The sequence below is a fragment of the Mycoplasma sp. CSL7475-4 genome, assembly GCF_024834065.1.
Taxonomy (GTDB): Bacteria; Bacillota_I; Bacilli_A; order Mycoplasmatales; family Metamycoplasmataceae; genus Mycoplasmopsis.
Genome location: NZ_JANUYA010000007.1, coordinates 1 through 18,965, shown reverse-complemented (window position 1 = coordinate 18,965; position 18,965 = coordinate 1). Strand labels below are relative to the sequence as shown.

Annotated in this window: 17 protein-coding genes and 1 other RNA gene; 11 read left to right on the top strand and 7 right to left on the bottom strand. The window is 29.2% G+C overall.

Annotated elements, in window-relative coordinates; translation table 4 throughout:
- Positions 1 to 55 precede the first annotated feature (55 nt).
- On the bottom strand, positions 56 to 553 hold the full coding sequence (locus tag NXS15_RS03065) for a dCMP deaminase family protein (RefSeq protein ID WP_259290394.1): 498 nt from the start codon (positions 551 to 553) through the stop codon (positions 56 to 58).
- A gap of 165 nt (positions 554 to 718) precedes the next feature.
- On the opposite strand from NXS15_RS03065, the gene NXS15_RS03060 reads away from it, so the two are divergent.
- From NXS15_RS03060 to NXS15_RS03020, 9 genes are all read left to right on the top strand, one after another.
- On the top strand, positions 719 to 1,018 hold the full coding sequence (locus NXS15_RS03060; protein ID WP_259290393.1) for a hypothetical protein: 300 nt from the start codon (positions 719 to 721) through the stop codon (positions 1,016 to 1,018).
- A 12-nt stretch (positions 1,019 to 1,030) separates the two neighbouring features.
- Positions 1,031 to 1,630 carry a diadenylate cyclase gene (locus tag NXS15_RS03055; protein ID WP_396888608.1) on the top strand — a complete coding sequence of 200 codons (600 nt, stop codon included), beginning with the start codon at positions 1,031 to 1,033 and terminating at the stop codon, positions 1,628 to 1,630.
- A gap of 1 nt (position 1,631) precedes the next feature.
- Positions 1,632 to 3,077, top strand: coding sequence for a magnesium transporter (gene mgtE / locus NXS15_RS03050; RefSeq protein WP_259290392.1), 1,446 nt, complete (start codon positions 1,632 to 1,634; stop codon positions 3,075 to 3,077).
- Positions 3,078 to 3,515: 438 nt separating this feature from the next.
- Positions 3,516 to 4,880 carry an asparagine--tRNA ligase gene (gene asnS / locus NXS15_RS03045; RefSeq protein ID WP_259290391.1) on the top strand — a complete coding sequence of 455 codons (1,365 nt, stop codon included), beginning with the start codon at positions 3,516 to 3,518 and terminating at the stop codon, positions 4,878 to 4,880.
- Positions 4,881 to 4,894: 14 nt separating this feature from the next.
- Positions 4,895 to 5,908, top strand: coding sequence for a glycosyltransferase (locus NXS15_RS03040; protein WP_259290390.1), 1,014 nt, complete (start codon positions 4,895 to 4,897; stop codon positions 5,906 to 5,908).
- Positions 5,908 to 6,573, top strand: coding sequence for an RDD family protein (locus NXS15_RS03035; RefSeq protein WP_259290389.1), 666 nt, complete (start codon positions 5,908 to 5,910; stop codon positions 6,571 to 6,573). The genes NXS15_RS03040 and NXS15_RS03035 overlap by 1 nt, the downstream gene beginning before the upstream one ends.
- Positions 6,566 to 8,770: an ATP-dependent helicase gene (locus NXS15_RS03030; protein ID WP_259290388.1), complete on the top strand. Its 2,205-nt coding sequence runs from the start codon at positions 6,566 to 6,568 to the stop codon at positions 8,768 to 8,770. The genes NXS15_RS03035 and NXS15_RS03030 overlap by 8 nt, the downstream gene beginning before the upstream one ends.
- On the top strand, positions 8,757 to 10,394 hold the full coding sequence (locus tag NXS15_RS03025; protein WP_259290387.1) for an MHO_4530 family protein: 1,638 nt from the start codon (positions 8,757 to 8,759) through the stop codon (positions 10,392 to 10,394). Before NXS15_RS03030 ends, NXS15_RS03025 begins: the two co-directional genes overlap by 14 nt.
- A gap of 37 nt (positions 10,395 to 10,431) precedes the next feature.
- Entirely contained in the window at positions 10,432 to 11,307 is an 876-nt protein-coding gene (locus tag NXS15_RS03020; protein WP_259290386.1) for a DegV family protein, read from the top strand.
- A gap of 53 nt (positions 11,308 to 11,360) precedes the next feature.
- On the opposite strand, the gene NXS15_RS03015 is transcribed toward NXS15_RS03020, so the two are convergent.
- The 3 genes from NXS15_RS03015 to rpsB form a co-directional block, all read right to left on the bottom strand.
- Positions 11,361 to 11,861 carry a hypothetical protein gene (locus NXS15_RS03015; protein WP_259290385.1) on the bottom strand — a complete coding sequence of 167 codons (501 nt, stop codon included), beginning with the start codon at positions 11,859 to 11,861 and terminating at the stop codon, positions 11,361 to 11,363.
- Positions 11,862 to 12,024: 163 nt separating this feature from the next.
- Positions 12,025 to 12,906, bottom strand: a complete 882-nt coding sequence (gene tsf / locus NXS15_RS03010) for a translation elongation factor Ts (protein ID WP_396888607.1) — start codon at positions 12,904 to 12,906, stop codon at positions 12,025 to 12,027.
- 2 nt (positions 12,907 to 12,908) lie between these two features.
- Positions 12,909 to 13,841, bottom strand: coding sequence for a 30S ribosomal protein S2 (gene rpsB, locus NXS15_RS03005; RefSeq protein ID WP_259290384.1), 933 nt, complete (start codon positions 13,839 to 13,841; stop codon positions 12,909 to 12,911).
- 189 nt (positions 13,842 to 14,030) lie between these two features.
- Here rpsB and NXS15_RS03000 point away from each other — a divergent pair, with 189 nt between their 5' ends.
- Entirely contained in the window at positions 14,031 to 14,831 is an 801-nt protein-coding gene (locus NXS15_RS03000) for an alpha/beta fold hydrolase (RefSeq protein ID WP_259290383.1), read from the top strand.
- An 81-nt stretch (positions 14,832 to 14,912) separates the two neighbouring features.
- Here the strand turns inward: NXS15_RS03000 and rnpB are convergent.
- An RNA gene (gene rnpB, locus NXS15_RS02995) (RNase P RNA component class B) lies at positions 14,913 to 15,184 on the bottom strand.
- Between the two features lie 473 nt (positions 15,185 to 15,657).
- On the opposite strand from rnpB, the gene NXS15_RS02990 reads away from it, so the two are divergent.
- Positions 15,658 to 16,353 (top strand): hypothetical protein, encoded by a 696-nt coding sequence (locus NXS15_RS02990; RefSeq protein WP_259290382.1) that lies wholly within the window; start codon positions 15,658 to 15,660, stop codon positions 16,351 to 16,353.
- 421 nt (positions 16,354 to 16,774) lie between these two features.
- On the opposite strand, the gene NXS15_RS02985 is transcribed toward NXS15_RS02990, so the two are convergent.
- Positions 16,775 to 18,076 (bottom strand): ATP-binding protein, encoded by a 1,302-nt coding sequence (locus tag NXS15_RS02985; RefSeq protein WP_259290381.1) that lies wholly within the window; start codon positions 18,074 to 18,076, stop codon positions 16,775 to 16,777.
- 422 nt (positions 18,077 to 18,498) lie between these two features.
- On the bottom strand, positions 18,499 to 18,965 hold a 467-nt coding region (locus NXS15_RS02980), incomplete at its 5' end, for a hypothetical protein (protein WP_396888606.1).

The window sequence follows — 18,965 nt, the reverse complement described above, 5'->3', positions numbered from 1 at the left end:
AAAAATAAGGAATGATTACCATATATAAGCGAATTAGTCCTTATTTTGTGATGTTTTAGATGATGAAGTCTTTGTCACCGACTTTGACGTCAACGGTAGTTTCTAGTTCTAACTGTCTTGTTTCAATATTGCAACTTTGCAAAATATATCTAGCAATTTGTGCATCTTCTGTATCGTGATACTTATCGTTTTCGTATATTACAGCTTTAATTCCAGCTTGCACAATTGTTTTGGCACAATTTGAACATGGATAAAGAGAAGTGTATAAAATCGCATCTTTAGTTTTACCAAAGGCATTAATTATTGCGTTAACTTCAGCGTGTACCACATAAGGATATTTAGTTTTACCGACTTTATTGCTGTCGTCAGATCTATTTCATGGGAATGCCTCGTCGATTCCACCAGGCATTCCGTTATAACCTAATCCAATTACTTTTTTATCTTCGTCAATAATGCAAGCACCCACCTTTGTGCTTGGGTCTTTTGATCTCATTGCTGATACTTTTGCTAGAGCAATAAAATAACCGTCTCAATATAATGATTCTTTTTTCATTGCAAAATTATATTACTTTTTTGCAATGAAATTATCTTTTTTCAGTTAGAAATTCAGTAAATTAGTCAAAAATGACTATATACCACACTTCAATCAATACTATAATTAATATTTAAAATTTAGTTATATAATATAATAATTATATGTATTGATATAGGAGGCTAAATGGCTTACACCGAAAGAGATCCTTTGATTTCAAAAGAAAAAATTGAAAAAAGACGCGAAGAATTGCTTAAACTTTACGAGGAAAATAAATTATTATTACAAAATCCTGCATTGGTTGAGCAAAACAATATGCAAGAACATGCTTGTGACAATGCGGAATGTTTACTAAATCAAGGTAAAATTGACGCCAAAGAGTTGAAAAAACGCACCATTCAAAAATACATTGCTATTTTTTCTTCAATCGCTATTATTGTTATATTGTTAGTTGTTGCTATTTTTATCGGAAGAATTGAAAACTAAAAGGAATCGACAATGAATAACAAAAATAATTTAATGAATGTTAACGATATTATTTTATATTTAACATTTTCTTTAATAATCGTTGTTCTTTTATTGATAATTTTGCCTAAAATCATTGATTTATCAAAAACAAAATTTGCAAAAAAACGCTTTGATAAACTTGGTAGTAGTTCGCAAATTAGATTAATTAATCAACTAAGAGAAGCTGTTGAACATTTTTCAAAAACAAAAACAGGAGCTTTAATCACAATAGAGAACACAGATAATTTAGATGGTTTAAGAACTGATGGCTTAATTTTAGATGCTGACATTAGTTCTTCACTATTGATAGCGATTTTTAATAAGGAATCGCCCCTTCATGATGGTGCTGTAATAATTCGTGATAATAAGATTCATTATGCAGCAACTTTCTATAAAATTTCTAAAAAATCAATAGATAATCAGTATGGAGCTAGACACCGAGCGGCAATTGGTATTAGCGAAGTCTGTGACGCACTGACTATAATTGTTAGCGAAGAAACAGGGGACGTTAGATTTGTTAAAAACGGAACTTTTTTCAAAGTTAGACTTGAACAATTTCAAGAGCAACTTATAAAATATTTGAAGGATTAGAATGACACAAAACGAAGAAAAACAGATTCAAAATGATATTAAACTTATTGTTGAAGCTAAAGACATTAAAGGTGCACGCAACTTGATTGACGAAGTACCTAATGCTGATATCGCCGATGCACTCGAAGAGTTAAGTCATGATGAACAAATTACATTTTTAAGAATGTTAAAAACACCTGATGCAGCCGAAGTTTTTTCATATTTAGAGACTGAACATCAAACACAACTAGCATTAGGTTTTACTGAAGAATGAAGTATGAAAATGCTTCAGGAATTACAAAGCGATGAATTAGCAGATGTTTTAGAAGAATTGCCTGCTAATGTTACAAGTAAAATTATTGCTTACACACCACAAGAAAAACGCAATGAAATAAACAAAATACTCAGTTATGCAGAAGATGAAGTTGGAAGCATTATGAGTATTGATATTTCATCAATTCAAAACACATACACTTGTGAACAAGCTCTATTTAAAATCAAACGTGATTATTCAAAAAACAAAGCTGAGTTAGTTCATTACTATTATGTTGTTGATGCTACTCAAAAGCTATTAGGTGTGTTGACATTGGAAGAGATAGTTTTTGCTGATGCAAATGCCAAAATTGATGATATTTATTCTCCCGTGACTTCAATTTTGGCCAATGATAAACAAGAAGAGGCAGCCAAAATTTTTAGTGAACATGATATGTCAGTGTTGCCGGTTACTAACCAGGATAAAAGACTAATTGGGATGATAACTAGTGACGATGTAATTGATGTTATTCACGAAGCGGCAACTGAAGACTTATACAAAATGGCCGGTATTAATTCAAAAGCATCTGAGGCCGAAGATTACTTAAAAACTCCTTGATATTCAATTTTAAAACATAGAATTTTATGAGGCATTGTTATATTATTATTCTCAACTTTATTAGAAATAGCTGGATATTTCATGTTGAAGAATGTATTTTCTTTAGTAACCAATAAATTGATTGTATCAACATTGAGTTTAAGTATAAGTTTTGCAATATTTATCCCAACTATAAATACTGTCATCAGAAATGGTGGTACGCAAACAAATATAACTATCAAAAGAGCTTTCACAATGGATTTACTCGAACGAGGGGACTACAAAAAAGTTTTATTTAAAGAAACTATAGTCGGCTTTACATTCGGATTATGTCTAGCGTTAGTTAATGTTGGACGTATGAGCATATTTTTGGCAGCGACAGGTGATTTGGCTAAATTCGCAGTCGCATCATGGTCAATTATTGCCGGAATCTCGATTGCCTTAGTTATATCGATGACTTTAGTACAATTTATTTCAGCATTAATTCCAATTATTTATGTTGTAAAAAGAAAAGATCCTTCTGATTTATCATTAGTTTTACTAAATTCTATTTCCGAACTTATTTCAATATTAGTCGTTTTTGCCATCACATTCGCATCTTTAAAAATTTTCATCTAGATGCAAACAATAATTAATTCATTTTTTCAATACTGGATTGAAAAAATGAATTTTTTACACTAAAATATTGAAAAAATATATAAACGCTCTGTCAATTAATACGACAAAGCGTTAAATTTAGTATAATTAAATATATTTATAAATGTTATAAATATAATTTTATTATTTAATGATAAACATTATAAGCATAAGCGTTGTTATTAAGCGATTTTAAATATTTTAAATCATTTTAGTAAAAACATTAATTGTTGTGCAATTCATTAAAACAGAGAAAAGCATATGTTGGAATTTTTAGCTCAATTTTGATATTAACGAACACGAATTATTTTTATCAAAAGGAAAATAAAGTTTAAAAGTAATAAATTTTTACTTTATTCAACTATATTGCTAACCAACATTTAATTTAAATTGTCAAAAAAACTACGGACAAGGAGATATATGTCACAAAGAGAATTTACAATCAAAGAGTTATTTTCAGATCGAGCTAACTTAACCAACTCAAAAATTGTTTTACATGCCTGAGTAGTTGCTAATAGAGGTAATAAAAAAATTAGATTCATGGAAATCAACGATGGTTCAACAGTTCAAAACTTACAAGTCACTTTAAAAGGCACTAATTTTGATTTTGATGCCTTAGCACAAATTCATTTAGGTGCTGCGATTGAGGTTAAAGGTGAAGTTGTTTTAACCCCTAATGCTCCACAACCTATGGAATTGGTTGGTGAAGAATTTGTTCTTTTAAGAGATGCTGATTTAGATTATCCTATTCAAAAACAAGCAATCAATTTAGAAACTTTAAGAGAAATTCCACACGTAAGACATAGAACAAATTTACTAAGAACAGTAATGCTTATTAGATCAACACTAGCCTTACAAGTACATCAATATTTCGCCAAAAATAACTTTTTATACTTTAATGCACCAATTATTACATCTAACGATGGTGAAGGTGCTGGTGAAACATTCGAGGTCAATGATTCAAATTCTAAAAACCCATTTTTTGGTGCAGGCAAAAAAGCAACTTTAGGTGTAACTGGTCAATTACATGCTGAAAGCTATGCGATTGGATTTAAAAAAGTTTATACATTTGCGCCAACATTTAGAGCTGAACATTCAAATACAAAAAAACACGCAGCTGAATTTTGAATGATTGAACCAGAAGTTGCTTTTTATGAGTTGAAAGATATAATCAATTTAGCCGATGATTTTCTTAAAACTGTTATCAAAAACACAATTGATGCCCATCCTGAAGAATTTAAATTTTTAGTTGAAAATGTTGACAGTGAATTACTGAACAATTTAAATAAATTTATCAACACTAAATTGGCTATTATTGATTATCGTGATGCGTTAAAAGAATTAGAAAAAGTAAAAAATATTTTTGAAGAGCAAGACATTAAATTCGGTTTAGATTTTGCAACCGAACACGAAAAATATCTAGCATCTAATGTTGCTAAAGGGCCAGTTGCTGTCATCAATTTCCCTAAAGAATTCAAAGCATTTTATATGCACCAAAATGATGATAATACAGTTGCATCTTTTGACTTGCTAGTTCCAGGAATTGGCGAATTAATAGGTGGTAGCCAACGTGAAGTTAATTACGATAAATTATTACAAAGAGCCAAAGAAGTCGGTATTAGTCAAGAAGAATTACAATGATATCTTGATTTAAGACGCTTTGGTGATTCAGGTTCAAGTGGTTTCGGCGTTGGTTTTGAAAGATTAGTCATGTTTGTTACTGGTGTTGATAACATTCGTGATGTAATCCCTTACCCTCGTACATCTGGCAACATAAAAATGTAGTTAAAGGAGTTTGTATGAAATTATCAATCATAACCCCATCAATAATGGATTGAAAAGAACTTGAATATATTTCTGATGTTTTGCGCAACCAAAACAATCAGGACTTTGAAGTTATTTTTGTGGTTTCAAAAGCCAACAAAAAAATGTATTCAGTCATTGAGAGCGTTGTTGAGTTTTTTGGTTCTAGGGTTAAAGTTGTTTTTAACCAAAAACGAAAAAGTATACAAAGCGACATTATAACCGCTTTGCATTTAGTTAAAAATCAGTATGTATATGTTTTGAGTCCTGACTCAGTAATTAAAAAGAATTTTGTAAGAATTCTAACCAACAAATTAATTGATAATCAACCACAAATTTTGGAATTTAGACCAAATTTAACCGGTTCAATTAAGTGACACCCACAACCAAGAATTAACACTAACACATTAATCAATAAAAAAGAGAGTCAAGAATTCGTTGCCTATGCTTTTCCATTCATTTTTAACAAGGTATTTAAAAAGAGTTTTATTGAACAATTTATAAACTATCGTGTTAAAGAAATGAACGACACTAAGTTTGCAACTGAATTACTATATGTTTTACTAGTCAATGCTAGTTCGTATATGTATTGAAATGTTTCTCCTGTTAAAGAACACATTTCATCATCAACTTGACTTGCCCCAAACAACTTTTTAACACAATTCAAAATAATTGAGAATTTCATCACAACTAACAATTTAGATTTGCTTTCCGAAATTACATACGCAAAACTCTACTTTTTACAAATTGTTTTACTAGGCTTTTTAAATTCAAGAGAATTTTCAGTATTTAAAGTGTTGCATTACATTTTTGATTCACGTAAAAAATACAACGAAAAACGTGGTGAAAAATTTTTAAATGATCTTTACACATTTTTGAAAGATTACCACGAAGAAAATTTCCAGATTTTTCTAGCAAATAACTATGTAAACAAAATTAATAAAGAAGCTGAATATTTAAGAAATTTACCTGATTTGGAAACCGCTGTTCAAATTTATAAAAATCTTTAATGACTAAATTATTACACAAAAATGCGTCATTTTGGCGTCGTTTCATTGCTAATTTAATTGATTTTTTGCTCTTTTCACTATTAACAATCGGACTGTGAAAATTACTGAATTTAAATTCAATTGACAATCAAATCAAGATAAGTTCATGGTATACATTTTTAGTATTTTCGTGAGCAATTAATGCTATTTTATTCATCGTAATTCCTTATTTTTGGAACTACCGCACAATCGGATTACTCGTTTCACGCTTACAAGTTCTTCCGAAGACTAAAAAACACAAATTAGTAAAGTGCTTAATAATTTTTAGTCCCGGTTTTGCTTTTTATTCCTTAATAGTACTACTTATGCTAGTTGGCATTTGACCTTCACAGGTTAAAAATTTATATATATCAGATATTACACAATTAAATAACTTAAAGTGAAATCTAGTTTTCTTAGCACGTCTTGTCTCGGTCTTAAGCGGAGCATGAACGATGTTTATTTTATTGAATTACGGATTGATTTTAGCATCTAAAAAACGCAGTGGGTTATTCGAAAGAATTTTTTATTATCGTATCGCTTACATCAAACACTATACGCAAAGCGACAAATTAAAGCAAATCAAACTTATTCCATCTAAGGTTGAAAAAATAGAAATAATATTTATGGAGGACAAAAATGACTAGAAGAGAAATGATTTTATCTGAATTAAACAAAGAACAAGAAGAAGCACTATTTCACTTTGACTCGCCATTGCGTATTATTGCTGGAGCTGGGTCGGGTAAAACACGTGTATTAACACGTAAAATCGCCTATTTAATTACAGAAATGAATGTTTCGCCCTCTAAAATAGTTGCACTTACTTTTACCAATAAAGCTGCAAATGAAATGACACAAAGAATCAAAAATTACATCAACCCAAGTGATGGAAAATTTCAAGCTTTAACATTTCATTTACTTTGTTCGCAAATTTTACGTGAGGATTCTGAATATTTAGGAATTAAAAAAGGTTTCCAAATATTAGATTTAATTGACCAAAAAGCAATTTTAAAAAGAATTATAGAAGAGATGGGTGATCAATCTACCGACCCTACTCCCGAAAGTGAAAGTGTAATTTGAGATATTATTTCGTATGCTAAATTTAACAACCTCAATGAAGATGAACTTATCGCACATTTAAAATCTTTAGATAAAGATTCTAGCGATATTTACAATAAAAAGATTGCTAAAATATACACAAACTACAATAAATATCTTCAAGACTATGGAAGTTTAGATTTTGATGATTTAATTGTTAAAACTAATTTACTTTTTGAAAAATTTCCTGAAGTTGCCCAAAAATGAGCTGATAAATTTTCGTATGTGATGGTTGATGAATTTCAAGATATTTCTCGTATTCAATACGAAATTGTTAAAAAAATCACCGGAGCAAATACAATGTTGACAATAGTAGGTGATCCTGACCAGACCATTTACACATGAAAAGGTGCTGATTCGCAAACTATTTTTGACTTTGAAAAAGACTTTCCAAATTCAAAAACAATCGTATTAAATCAAAACTACCGTTCCACTCAAAAAATTTTAGACGCTGCTAATAAATTAATCAAACACAACAAAAAAAGATTTAGTAAAGATTTAATCAGTACAAGCGATGATGAGGGTTTTGAAATTACTTATATGCATGCTCATAGCCCTGAGGCTGAAGCACAATGAGTAGTTCGTGAAATTAACTCGTTAAAAAAACAAAAAATTCAATTAAAAAACATTGCTATTTTTTCAAGAACTAATAATTACACAATTTATCTAGAACAGGCTTTAAGCGACGAAAATATTAATCACAAAATATTAAACGGTCAAAAATTCTATCAACGTCGTGAAATTAAAGACGCTTTAGCATATTTAAGATTAGCATACGATTATTTAGAATTATCTCTATTACGTGTCATTAATACTCCAAATCGTAAAATTAATAATCAAACACTTGCTAATTTACAAAAGTTTGCCAAAGAAAAAAACATGTCGCTTTGAGAAACTTTAAATAAACACTATATGGATTTACCAACATCCAAATATATTAAACGTCGCATTGTGCTTTTTGTTAACGCAATCAATATGTATCACAAAGCTCTAGAAAATAATAAAATACACGTTGTTTTACAAAAAATGCTAGAAAATATTGGCTATTTTGAATACATTGCTAGCGATGTTAATTTAAAAGGCGAGGGTAAAGAAAGCATTTATGAATTACTGCATTCAATCAAATCATGAGAGCAAAATAACCCTGATAAAAAAGTTGGAGATTATTTAGAATCAGTATCATTACTATCTAACGGCGATGAATTTGACAGCGGAAATAACTATGTAACTATTATGTCAGTTCACTCGGCTAAAGGTTTGGAATTTGAAAATATTTTTATAGTAGGTATGTCACAAAATGTCTTTCCACATTTTAATGTCTTAAAAAGCGACAATGCAGAATCATTAGAAGAAGAAAGACGTCTAGCATATGTAGCTCTAACTAGAGCCAAAAAACGCTTATTCATTTCTGACTCTGCTGGTAATTTCCAGATCGGCAAAAACAAAAGTATTCAGAAAAAACCATCACAATTTATTAAAGAATTAGGTATTAACTCTGATGCTCATATTCTAGCTAAAGATTACGTTGCTGAGGAAATAACTGATGAAAAGGAAATTAAACGTATTAACTCACGAATCATTGTGGGTGATATTGTTTCTCATCCTTCCTTTGGTGAAGGTACCGTTTTGGTGGCAAGCCCTTCAACATTAACTATTAAATTTAGACCAAGTGGCGATGAAAAAACAATTGACAGATACTTTTTAGGTATCAGATTGCTACGACACATAGGTAATGATGACAAATAAAATAAATGCTTATATAGATAGCAAAATATTATTCATTTCCTTATTTATATTTATTTTCGTGATGGCAATTGTTGCGATTTCTTTATATTACATATTTGCCAAAAATAAAAAAAATAATAACCGTGGATTTGTTATCTTTAAATACCACATAAAAAATCGCTCCCTAATTAGAATCACTTCCGTACAAAAAAATTCGGGCTTATCATTTGACTATGGTAATGATGTTATTCTGAAAAATAAGTTTTACAAAATAAATACCTTATATTTCCATTTAAGTGAATCGGTGGTTAGCCAAATTAATAAAATATTAGTTGAGCAACAACCGGACGTAAATTTAACGCTAAATTCACTTTTAAAAAAATCAACACAGAATAACAATCATGACAAGAAAAAGATAAATTCATGTATCAAGCTAGTACGTTACGGAAATAGCGATGAGTTTATCATAACTATTCATTGAAAAAAAAGCGAACTTAAACCTATTTCTCGCAAACAAAACAATTACGTTGCCAATGTGCAAGAATTATTAAGAGATAATAAAACAAAATTGATTTCTTTTGTTGCCATAAACCCACAACGCACAGTAAATGAGCCACAAAACAATACAATTTGAGATAAATTATTAAAATTATTCGGCATCAGATCTCGTGAAGTTAAATTTTTATTTTGAGAAGGAATATTATTTCTAGTTTTTGATTCTATAAAATCACCTTCCAAATTAAAAACTATTGAAAAGTTTATACTTAAAAGAATAAATAAACTGAGCGATAATTTAGAATTTAATTCACTGGCCAAGACTGCTACTTTAGTTAGCGGTTTATGACCTCAAGATTTAAAAAACTTAACCGATTATCTTATGCAATCAAAATACGCATTACTAAAATCGACAAAACAAAATTTAATTGTAAATACTTTTTTAACTCCAAATCAAAACACTATTGATACTGATAAATTCAATGAATTTATTGTAAAAAATACTGATTTTGAACAAAAAATTGACATCGGTAGCTTCGTTAAAGAATACACTCCAATTTTAGATGTGAGTCAAAAAAATAGCACTGAGAATTACAGTGTATCATTAGCAAAAATTGCCGGAATCAATTTTGATGATGTCGATTTCTTGAATCAAATTGATTTTATTAAAAACAAATACGATCTTGCATCGTTGAAATATCAAATAGATACTTCAGAAAACACAGTCAATTTATTAATAATCACAAGCGACTCAGTTTTACTCAATGATTTTGAAAAGTTTGCAAGACCCAACACATTATTTATTTTGCGTCACCAAAGTTTTGATTTTAATTTTAATGATATAGAAGCCATATTAGAACAAGTTGCACAATACGAAAATATCAATATAGGACTTTATGTCGATCATATAAATAGCAAATTGAAAGAATATATAACACAAGATAAAATTAAGCATTATGTAATATCAGCAAAATTAACAGAAAAAATCTTGAATGATACTGAAACATTTTTAAAATTAGTAGATTTTACAAAAACGATAAAAAATTTTGATAATGTCAATATTTATTGAGAAAATTTACCTAAAGATATTGATCATTATTACATAGAAAAATTAGGCATTGAATATATTTATAACAATAAATATAAATAACATATTATAATAAAGCAAATATTAGAAAGTAGGCAAAATGAAAAAGATTGGATTTATCTTCGACTCATTTGTGTGTTTAACAAAAAATGAATTACAAGAGATGGGCTACGGTTATATTCCGCTAATCACTGAAATAGACAATGAAACATATTTAGACGGTATTGATGTTGATCGTCGTGAATTATTGAAAAAAATAGCTCAAACCGAAAACATTAAAACCTCATTACCGTATATGGCTACATTTGCGGAGGTTTTTGGTCAAATGTGCTCACAATATGACGAAGTTATTTATTTACCTATTTCAAATAAATTGTCTTCAACAAGTAGTGCTGCATCTAATTTTTTAGAGGAATTTAAAAATCTACATATTATTGATAACTCGTTTGTTGCTGACCAGTATCTAGAGGTTGCAAAATTTGCAAGCAAATACTTCGAAAAACACCAAGATATCAATAAATTGATTGAAAAAATTAAAGAAATTAACCAAAAATCATTAACTTTTATTGTTCCTAAAAATATTCACTATTTAGTTAAAGGCGGCCGTGTAAGTTCATTTAAGAAATTTATGCTTGGAGCAATGTCAATTGTAAAGTTGTTGCCATATGTTAAATTTGATTTAGAAGGTACATCGACTGGTGGTGTCGGGCGTGGTCCTAAAGGAGTTATTAAACAAATTATTGCTAAATTCGAAGAATTTACCGGTTTAGATACAAAAGAAATTACTCAGCAATATAAAATATTCACTATCAATGGTATTGACGAAGAATTCAATTCATTAGCTGCTGAATCATTTAAACAAAAAGGTATAGAATTTGCAAACAAAAAATTAAACTCATCGGTAATAGCAATACACACCGGCCCTGAAGCACAGGCTTTTACATTAATGCCTAACCTTGACAATTTAGAAATTTAAAACTTTATTCTATAAAAATAAACAAAAAATTAGCGAGTACGCTAATTTTTTTACTAAGAATGTAATACCCCATGTTTGTTATCATGTGCTTTTTTAGCTTTCCTGATAACTACAAGTTTTGGTAAATCGCTTGCTTGACTTAACTTTTTGCTAATTCTGTCGACGATTTCTAACTGGTTGTTTATGCCCAAATATGGTTCAGCATCAAAATCAGGTTCACTAACTAGATTTTTGACTAACTCGAAATAATTCATTTTAAAGATAGTGCTGATGTCAATTGCTTGTGCCAAGGTGATTTCCCTTATGTTACCATCTTCACACACGCCTTCAGCTGTTTTAATTTTTATATAATCTTGGTTGTTATCATATTCTGGCTTTCATTCTTTTTCACAAGCAACAAAGAACATATCATCTTCATCCTCGGCAACAAGCATAATTACGTTAGACTTTAAACTTTCTCCTTTTAATTTATTTATAAAGTCTGGTAAAAATGCTATAGGTTTTAAAACCGGTAAAGATCTATTTTCCGTTTTCATTTCTATTAATTTATCCATAACTAAATGTTATATGTTTAAAATGTTCAATTTTAATAGATTTTTACTTATTTAATATTGTTTGTTTTTACTTTTGTTCCTTAAATTAAGTCTTAATCGTCAAGCATAAGTTGTTGATAAATTAATTTGTAAGAAAAATATCCTGAGTGCAGGATATTTTTTATTATTTTGCAGAAGCCATTTGTGCAGCAACTTCAGCAGCAAAATCGCCTTCTTGTTTTTCAATACCTTCACCAACAGCAAAACGAACTGCTTTTAATAATTCTAATTTATTGTTAGCTAAGTATTTTTCAATTGAAACGCTTTCTTCCATCATGAAACCTTGTTTAACAAGAACAACTTCTGATAATTTTTTGTTTAGAGAACCTTCCATAATCATTTTTTGAATATTTTCTGGTTTTTTATCGAAGTTATCAGGTTTAACAAATTCATCTTTAAATGTTTGTATTCTTTCGGCTGGAACTTCTGATACGAAGATATATTCTGGTTTCATTGCGGCTAAGTGCATAGCAACATTTCTAGCAACTTCATCACCTGAACCTTTAACTTTAACTAGGGCAGCAATTTGACCGTTAACGTGAGCAAAAGCACCAATTGTTTCACCTTCATTTACAGTAAATCTTTCGAAACGACGAATTGATAATTTTTCACCAATTGTTGCTGTCGCTTCTTCTAAAATTGCTTCAACTGTTTCATAACCATCTTTAACTTGTAAAAATTCTTCAACTGTTTTTGCTGATGAATTTAATAAAATGTTTGTAAATCTTGCAACAAGTTTTTTGAAATCGTCGTTTTGTGCAACGAAATCTGTTTCTGAGTTAACTTCAAGCATAACTGCTTGTTTTGCATCTTGAGCAATCGCTACAATACCTTCAGCTGAAACACGACCAGCTTTTTTAGCAGCTTTAATTTTACCGTTGCTTTTTAGTCATACGATTGCTTTTTCAATATCTCATTCTGAAGCTTCAAGAGCTTTTTTAACGTCCATCATACCACCACCGGTACGATCACGTAATTGTTTGATTAGTTCTAATTGACTAGCCATAATTATTCTCCTTTGTCTTCTGTTTTTTTAGGAGTTTCAACGTTTTCGTTTTTTACGAATGGTTTACGCTCTCATCTTTTGTTTGTTTTTGTTTCCGATTCATAAACAGGTAATTCAATTTCTGAATCTGGTCTGTATGCATATTTTGCTTGACCACCACGAGCTGTTGCAATAGCATCGGCTAAAATAGTAATAATTAAGTTAATGCTTTTTGCTGAGTCATCGTTAGCTGGAATACCAAAGTCAACTGCATCTGGGTTTGAGTTAGAGTCTAAAATACCAATAACTTTTACACCTTTTTTACGTGCTTCTTTAACTGCGATTTCATCTTCGTTAGGATCAGCAACGATCATAAATGTAGGTAAACCACGCATTTTTCTAATACCATTTAGGTTTTTGTGTAGTTTATCTAATTGTTTTTGAAGTAATAATTTTTCTTTTTTAACGTATCCTTCAAAGTTGTTTTCTGCTTTTTGTTCTAGAGCTTCCATTGTTTTAACTCTGCTAAAAATTGTTGATGAGTTAGTTAGAGTACCACCTAATCATCTGTCTGTTACGTAAAAACTGTTTGTTCTTAGTGCATTTTCTTTAATTGTTTCTTTTGCTTGTTTTTTAGTACCAACAAAAATGAATTGTGCACGTGGGTTTTTAGCTACAAATTTTTGCAATGTATTGTAAGCAAATTCCAATCTTTGAACTGTAACTGAAGTATTAATAATGTGAACACCTCTTTTTAGTTGTGGATATAGATAATCCTTCATTTTAGGGTTTCATAAACTTGCTCTGTGTCCAAAGTAAGCTCCCGCTTCTAATAATTTATCTTTAGAAACGATTGGGTTTTTGATTTCTTCAACTTTTTTAGTTGAAAGTTCTTTTTTATCTGACATATTTTTATTTCCTTTAGTTTGTTTTGTACTTCGTACTGTTTCCAACATCTAGCACCTTTTTCTGGAGGCACACCCAAATGAATCCACAGCACTGTATTTATTTGATATCAAATTGAATTATAAAAATTCTTTTTAATTATAAATTAAAGTTTAAAAAAACGTATTAGAAAATACAATTTTATGGGAAAAATTTACACATTCATATACTCTAAAATATAATTACTCCAAAGGAGATATATGTCAAATTACTTTATTTATGAAAATATTAAAATTGAAACCTTAGTTTTAAATAATAATAAAGCAAAAAACATTCTAATACTGCATGGTTATTCATCAGAGTTTGCTTTTTACGAGTCAATTTATTCAATTTTTGAGGATGAATACAATATTTATTCATTAAATATGCCCAGTCACGGTAATAGCGACATTGATGCCAATTATATGAGCAATGATATTTTTGCTGATATTACCCTTAAATTCATTGAACACCATAATTTGCAAAATTTAGTGATCATCGGACACTCGATGGGCGGTGGAATTGCAATGGATGTTGCCTGAAAACTTGATCAAAGAGTGAATAAAGTTATTCTTTTAGGGCCAAGTAACCGCACAATGCTAGCCTACAATCATCATTGACCTTTATTTTTCCCTCGTAATATTGAACAATACAAAAAATTATTGCCGATTTTGTATTACAAAACAGATTTAATTTTAAACGATACAGAAAGAATGCAAAAAATAGCAGAATATTTCGCCGATGAAAATATGCAAAAACGTTTAGATGTCATTTATGCTTTCGGTAAACAAATGCCGCTAGAAAAAAACCAAGCTAAAGTTGATGAGGGCATTAAAATGTGCCACGTACCAATAATATTAATTAACGGAGATCATGACGGTATAGTGCATGTACAAAATTGCGAGCAACATTACAAAAGATTAAATCCTAATGTAGCAAGTTTCGTGATTAAAGATTCTGGCCATTGCATGTGGTTTGATAATTTTGTTGAATTTATCAAAATCCTAAAAAATACAATCTAAATCAGTGCTAATATTGCTTCCATAAGCAATATTTTTAATTTTCAAAAGTTAAATAAAAAAACACACATAGCATGTGTGCGCATTATAAGCCACGTTTTGTACCTTAAAAGGTGCCAACAATTTATCTAACCAGTTCAACTGGCTCTCCCTATTGATTCATTTTTCTTTAGAGAATTCCCCTACCAAAATTTGGGTTTCTGACTCATGGAGTTTACCGCGTTTCACAATTCTCGTCTCTGTGGCACTAGTCGTCTTGGCCTAAGCTTATTAAGCTTAGCATGAACACTACTTCCATCGCAGGAAGTGTCAGCGTGGACTTTCCTCTACTAAATTAGCAGCTGTTGGCTAATGCGTTGTTATTATATATCAAAGCCGCTTATTTGTATTGTTTTTATTCATTCTTTGTTAAAAGCCAGTGTGTTGTTTTTCACTTAGTATCAATCAAATTTATTGATTTATTCATATCCCAGTATGTATAGCTATAAGTAAGAGTGTTGCGATGTTAATTCATTTACTTTTTGAATTATTTTGTGTCAATATTCATCACTTAAAGATGTTTATGTTTATTGATTTTACAATACTTATAGGCCCTTTTTGTGTTAAATTGATTAAAAATAAGCTTAATCTTATTTTTACGTAACGATTTAATTTTCAATTGAATAATTCAAATCACACAGTCATTTTTTATGTGAAAACGTTTTTATTTAATATAATTGTTTCGCAAAATTAAAGGAGTTTAGGATAGAAAATGCATAAAATGTATAATACATATATTATGTTGTATGTGCTAATGTTTATAGTGTATATACTCATACCTGTTATTGTTATGATGTTTAATACATTTACTCTTTATACAATGCATAAAAACATTTACTTGAAAACATGAAAAAATAGAATGATTTTCTATCTATCATTTTCAACAATTTGATTTGCTTTAATGCTTTTATTAATAATAGTTAGTTCGACATATACAGTACAAAAGTTCAGCTTTAATCCAAATTTAATTTGGAAATCAGAAGTTTTTAAATGACTAGAAAAATTTGATATTTTCTTAGATCTGGTAAATGTATTTACTTTTACAGGGTTTTTAATAATTGTTCCGTTATGAATTTTCAATATTATTTATTGAGTAAAATTAAAAAATAAAAGATTATTATATTTTACATATGAAGAAATAATTGATTTTAATACTGAAGAATTTAATATAGATTTTCTTAAAATGAATATCAAAATGACCAGAAAAAAAGTATCTGCAACAGTACAACAAACATTAGAAAAATTAAAAAGAGTACCCAAAATATTACCGAGAAAACTTTCAATATTAGATGTAGTATTCTGCTGTATCGTATATTCAGTTGTATATACTGACGAACATTTTGAATCAGATGAAATTCAGTTTCTATTTATGATGAAAAATTTCATTGAAATACTTAAAATCGATTTTGGTTTTTCTGAAGAAGAAATTAAAAAAGCATACTATCGATTTATGAAAAACGACAATAATATAAAAACAACGAATTAGCTTTATATATTCAGCTATTCGTTGTTTTTTAATTCAACTAATAAATTTAACAATTTTTAAGTTAACGAAATTAAAAGATAGGATGAGTTTTATAGATTTTGCTATAACAAGGGCAATTGATCAAAAATCTAAAAAATGTAGAAAAAAATAACGTTTTGCAATGTTAATTTTTTATAGATTCAAAGAAATTTCCTCTTTAATACTGCTACCGTTTTACTTAGTTTTATCGCTGATAATTTCAACGCTAATACCTTTTATTCTATTTGCCACTTGTCTACCTCCTTCTTAAAAATAGGCATGAAAAATGCACCTACTATTAAGTAAGTCCCCAAAAAATATTTAATATTGAGCTAGTTAGACTGGCGTTTATTTAAAATCATCTAGTAAACACACATTTTTATTAAATCTAACGATGCTATTTCTATAAATCAAGTGCTTTTTCATCCAAGAGAAAATCCTCTACTCCGATATATAAAATTCCATCATCATCAAATCTAGGTACTATGTTATTTCTAACAATCACAACTTTCTTAAATGAATCTCCTGTTCTTTTTAAGGATTCCGTTTCCTGCATTTGCTTTTCTTTTGTATCTACATTGAGTGCTGATTGAATATAATATCTATTACTTCCTTTATTAATAATAAAGTCCACTTCTAAATTTTTTCTAATCGTTTTTTTATTCTCATCTTTATGGTTATATTCTACAACACCAACATCTACATTTAAGCCCCTCATACGAAGTTCATTATATATGACATTCTCCATAATATGTGACTGCTCATTTTGTCTGAAATTTAACCTTGCATTTCTAAGTCCGATATCCGAAAAATAGTATTTATACGGGGATGATATATATTTTCTTCCTTTCACATCATATCTTCTGGCTTTCTCAATTAAAAAAGCATTTATAAAGTAGTCCAAGTAATTACTTACTGTAAACTGGGATATCTTTATATTCTTTTCTGATATGAAAGTATTAGCCAACTTAGTCGGATTAGACAAAGAACCAATAGATGAAGAGATAATATCCAACAAATCATCCATTATAGATGCATCTTTAAGAACTTTATTGCGTTCCATTACATCTTTAATATAAGTGCTTGTAAAAACATTTTTCAAGTATTCACTCTTTTGTTCATGACTTTTAAGTTGCACAGACATTGGCATACCACCATACAGACAATATTCGTCAAAAGCCTTTCTTTTGTCGCCTTCATAACACGAATAAAATTCTGCAAATGAAAATGGATATACTCTTATTTCATCACCACGATCCCTAAACTGCGTTAGCACATCTGATGAAAGCATCTTTGAATTACTGCCTGTAATATATACATCTACATTTGGAATTTTCATCAGTCCAAGTACCAGATCAACAAAGTTTATCTTTGAGTTAGTGCCTTGCAAATATGGATTTGAAATTTCTTCTACAAATTGAATTTCATCGATAAAAATATAATATTTAAGTTCTTTATATTGTATTTTATCTCTTAAATAATCATCTAGTTCTATTGGATTTCTATATTTGATATTTTTTAAACTATCGAGTGCAATCATTATAATCTGATTTTCGCTCACTCCACTGAAAAGTAAATATTTCCGATATAGCTCGAATAAAAGATAAGATTTTCCGCATCTTCTAATACCTGTAATAATCTTTACTCTGCCGTTATCTTTTTTATCGATAAGTTGATTTAAATATCTTGGTCTTTGTACTTCCACTCTCGCAGTCCCCCATTTAATAATATATTGTAAATACGCATTTTTATTAAATCTGTTAGTAACATTATAGCATTCTTAATCAAAATTTCAATGATTGCTTTTAAAAAAAGTGCGTATTTACTACTTTTATTTAAATGTATGTAAGTACTTATCAAACTTAGCCTGGCTGCTAGCTTTATATAGGCAACATTTTCAGAATTTCTAAATCATCTATTTCAAAACTGTCGCATTTTATATATGACTTTTCTAATCAAGATAAGTCCTTAAAAATATCTCACTTAAATTTTGTTATGTAAGAAACAAAAAAAGCCCTTCTTTTTTTGAAAGCGGCTTTTTGTTTATTGACTCACAGATAACAAACGTCTATTTATTTCGCTTTTTTAACCTGCTTTAATTTTGCTTATTTACTTAGTTTTAAAAAATTATTGATTTTGCAAATTATTATCCAATTCATCGATCAGATCAAACATATCTTTGAAAATATTTTTTATAGCAAGCCCTTTTTTATCAAATTCGCCATCATTAATTTTCTTATTAAACATTTCATTTGTGCTGGCGCCTTCAAAAGTTATGGCCAATTGTCCATTTTTATTAGTTTGCGAGTCTTCTTTTTTAACTTTGCAAACTAATAATGTTAAAGGTGCTACAATAAAACTATTGTCAGAATGATCGTTAATATAAGCACGATATGCTTCTACAATTTTTTTAGTCTTATCTTTATCGTAGTCTTTAGTAGCATCTTTTACTTCAATAATAAGTTGGTGATTGCCGTATTTAATTACAATGTCAGGGAAAGAGTTTTTAATATCATAATCTTTACTATAGTATTCATAATTTACACCATTTAAAGTCGGGTTTTTGCTTCAAATTTTTACTTTGTCGTAAAATG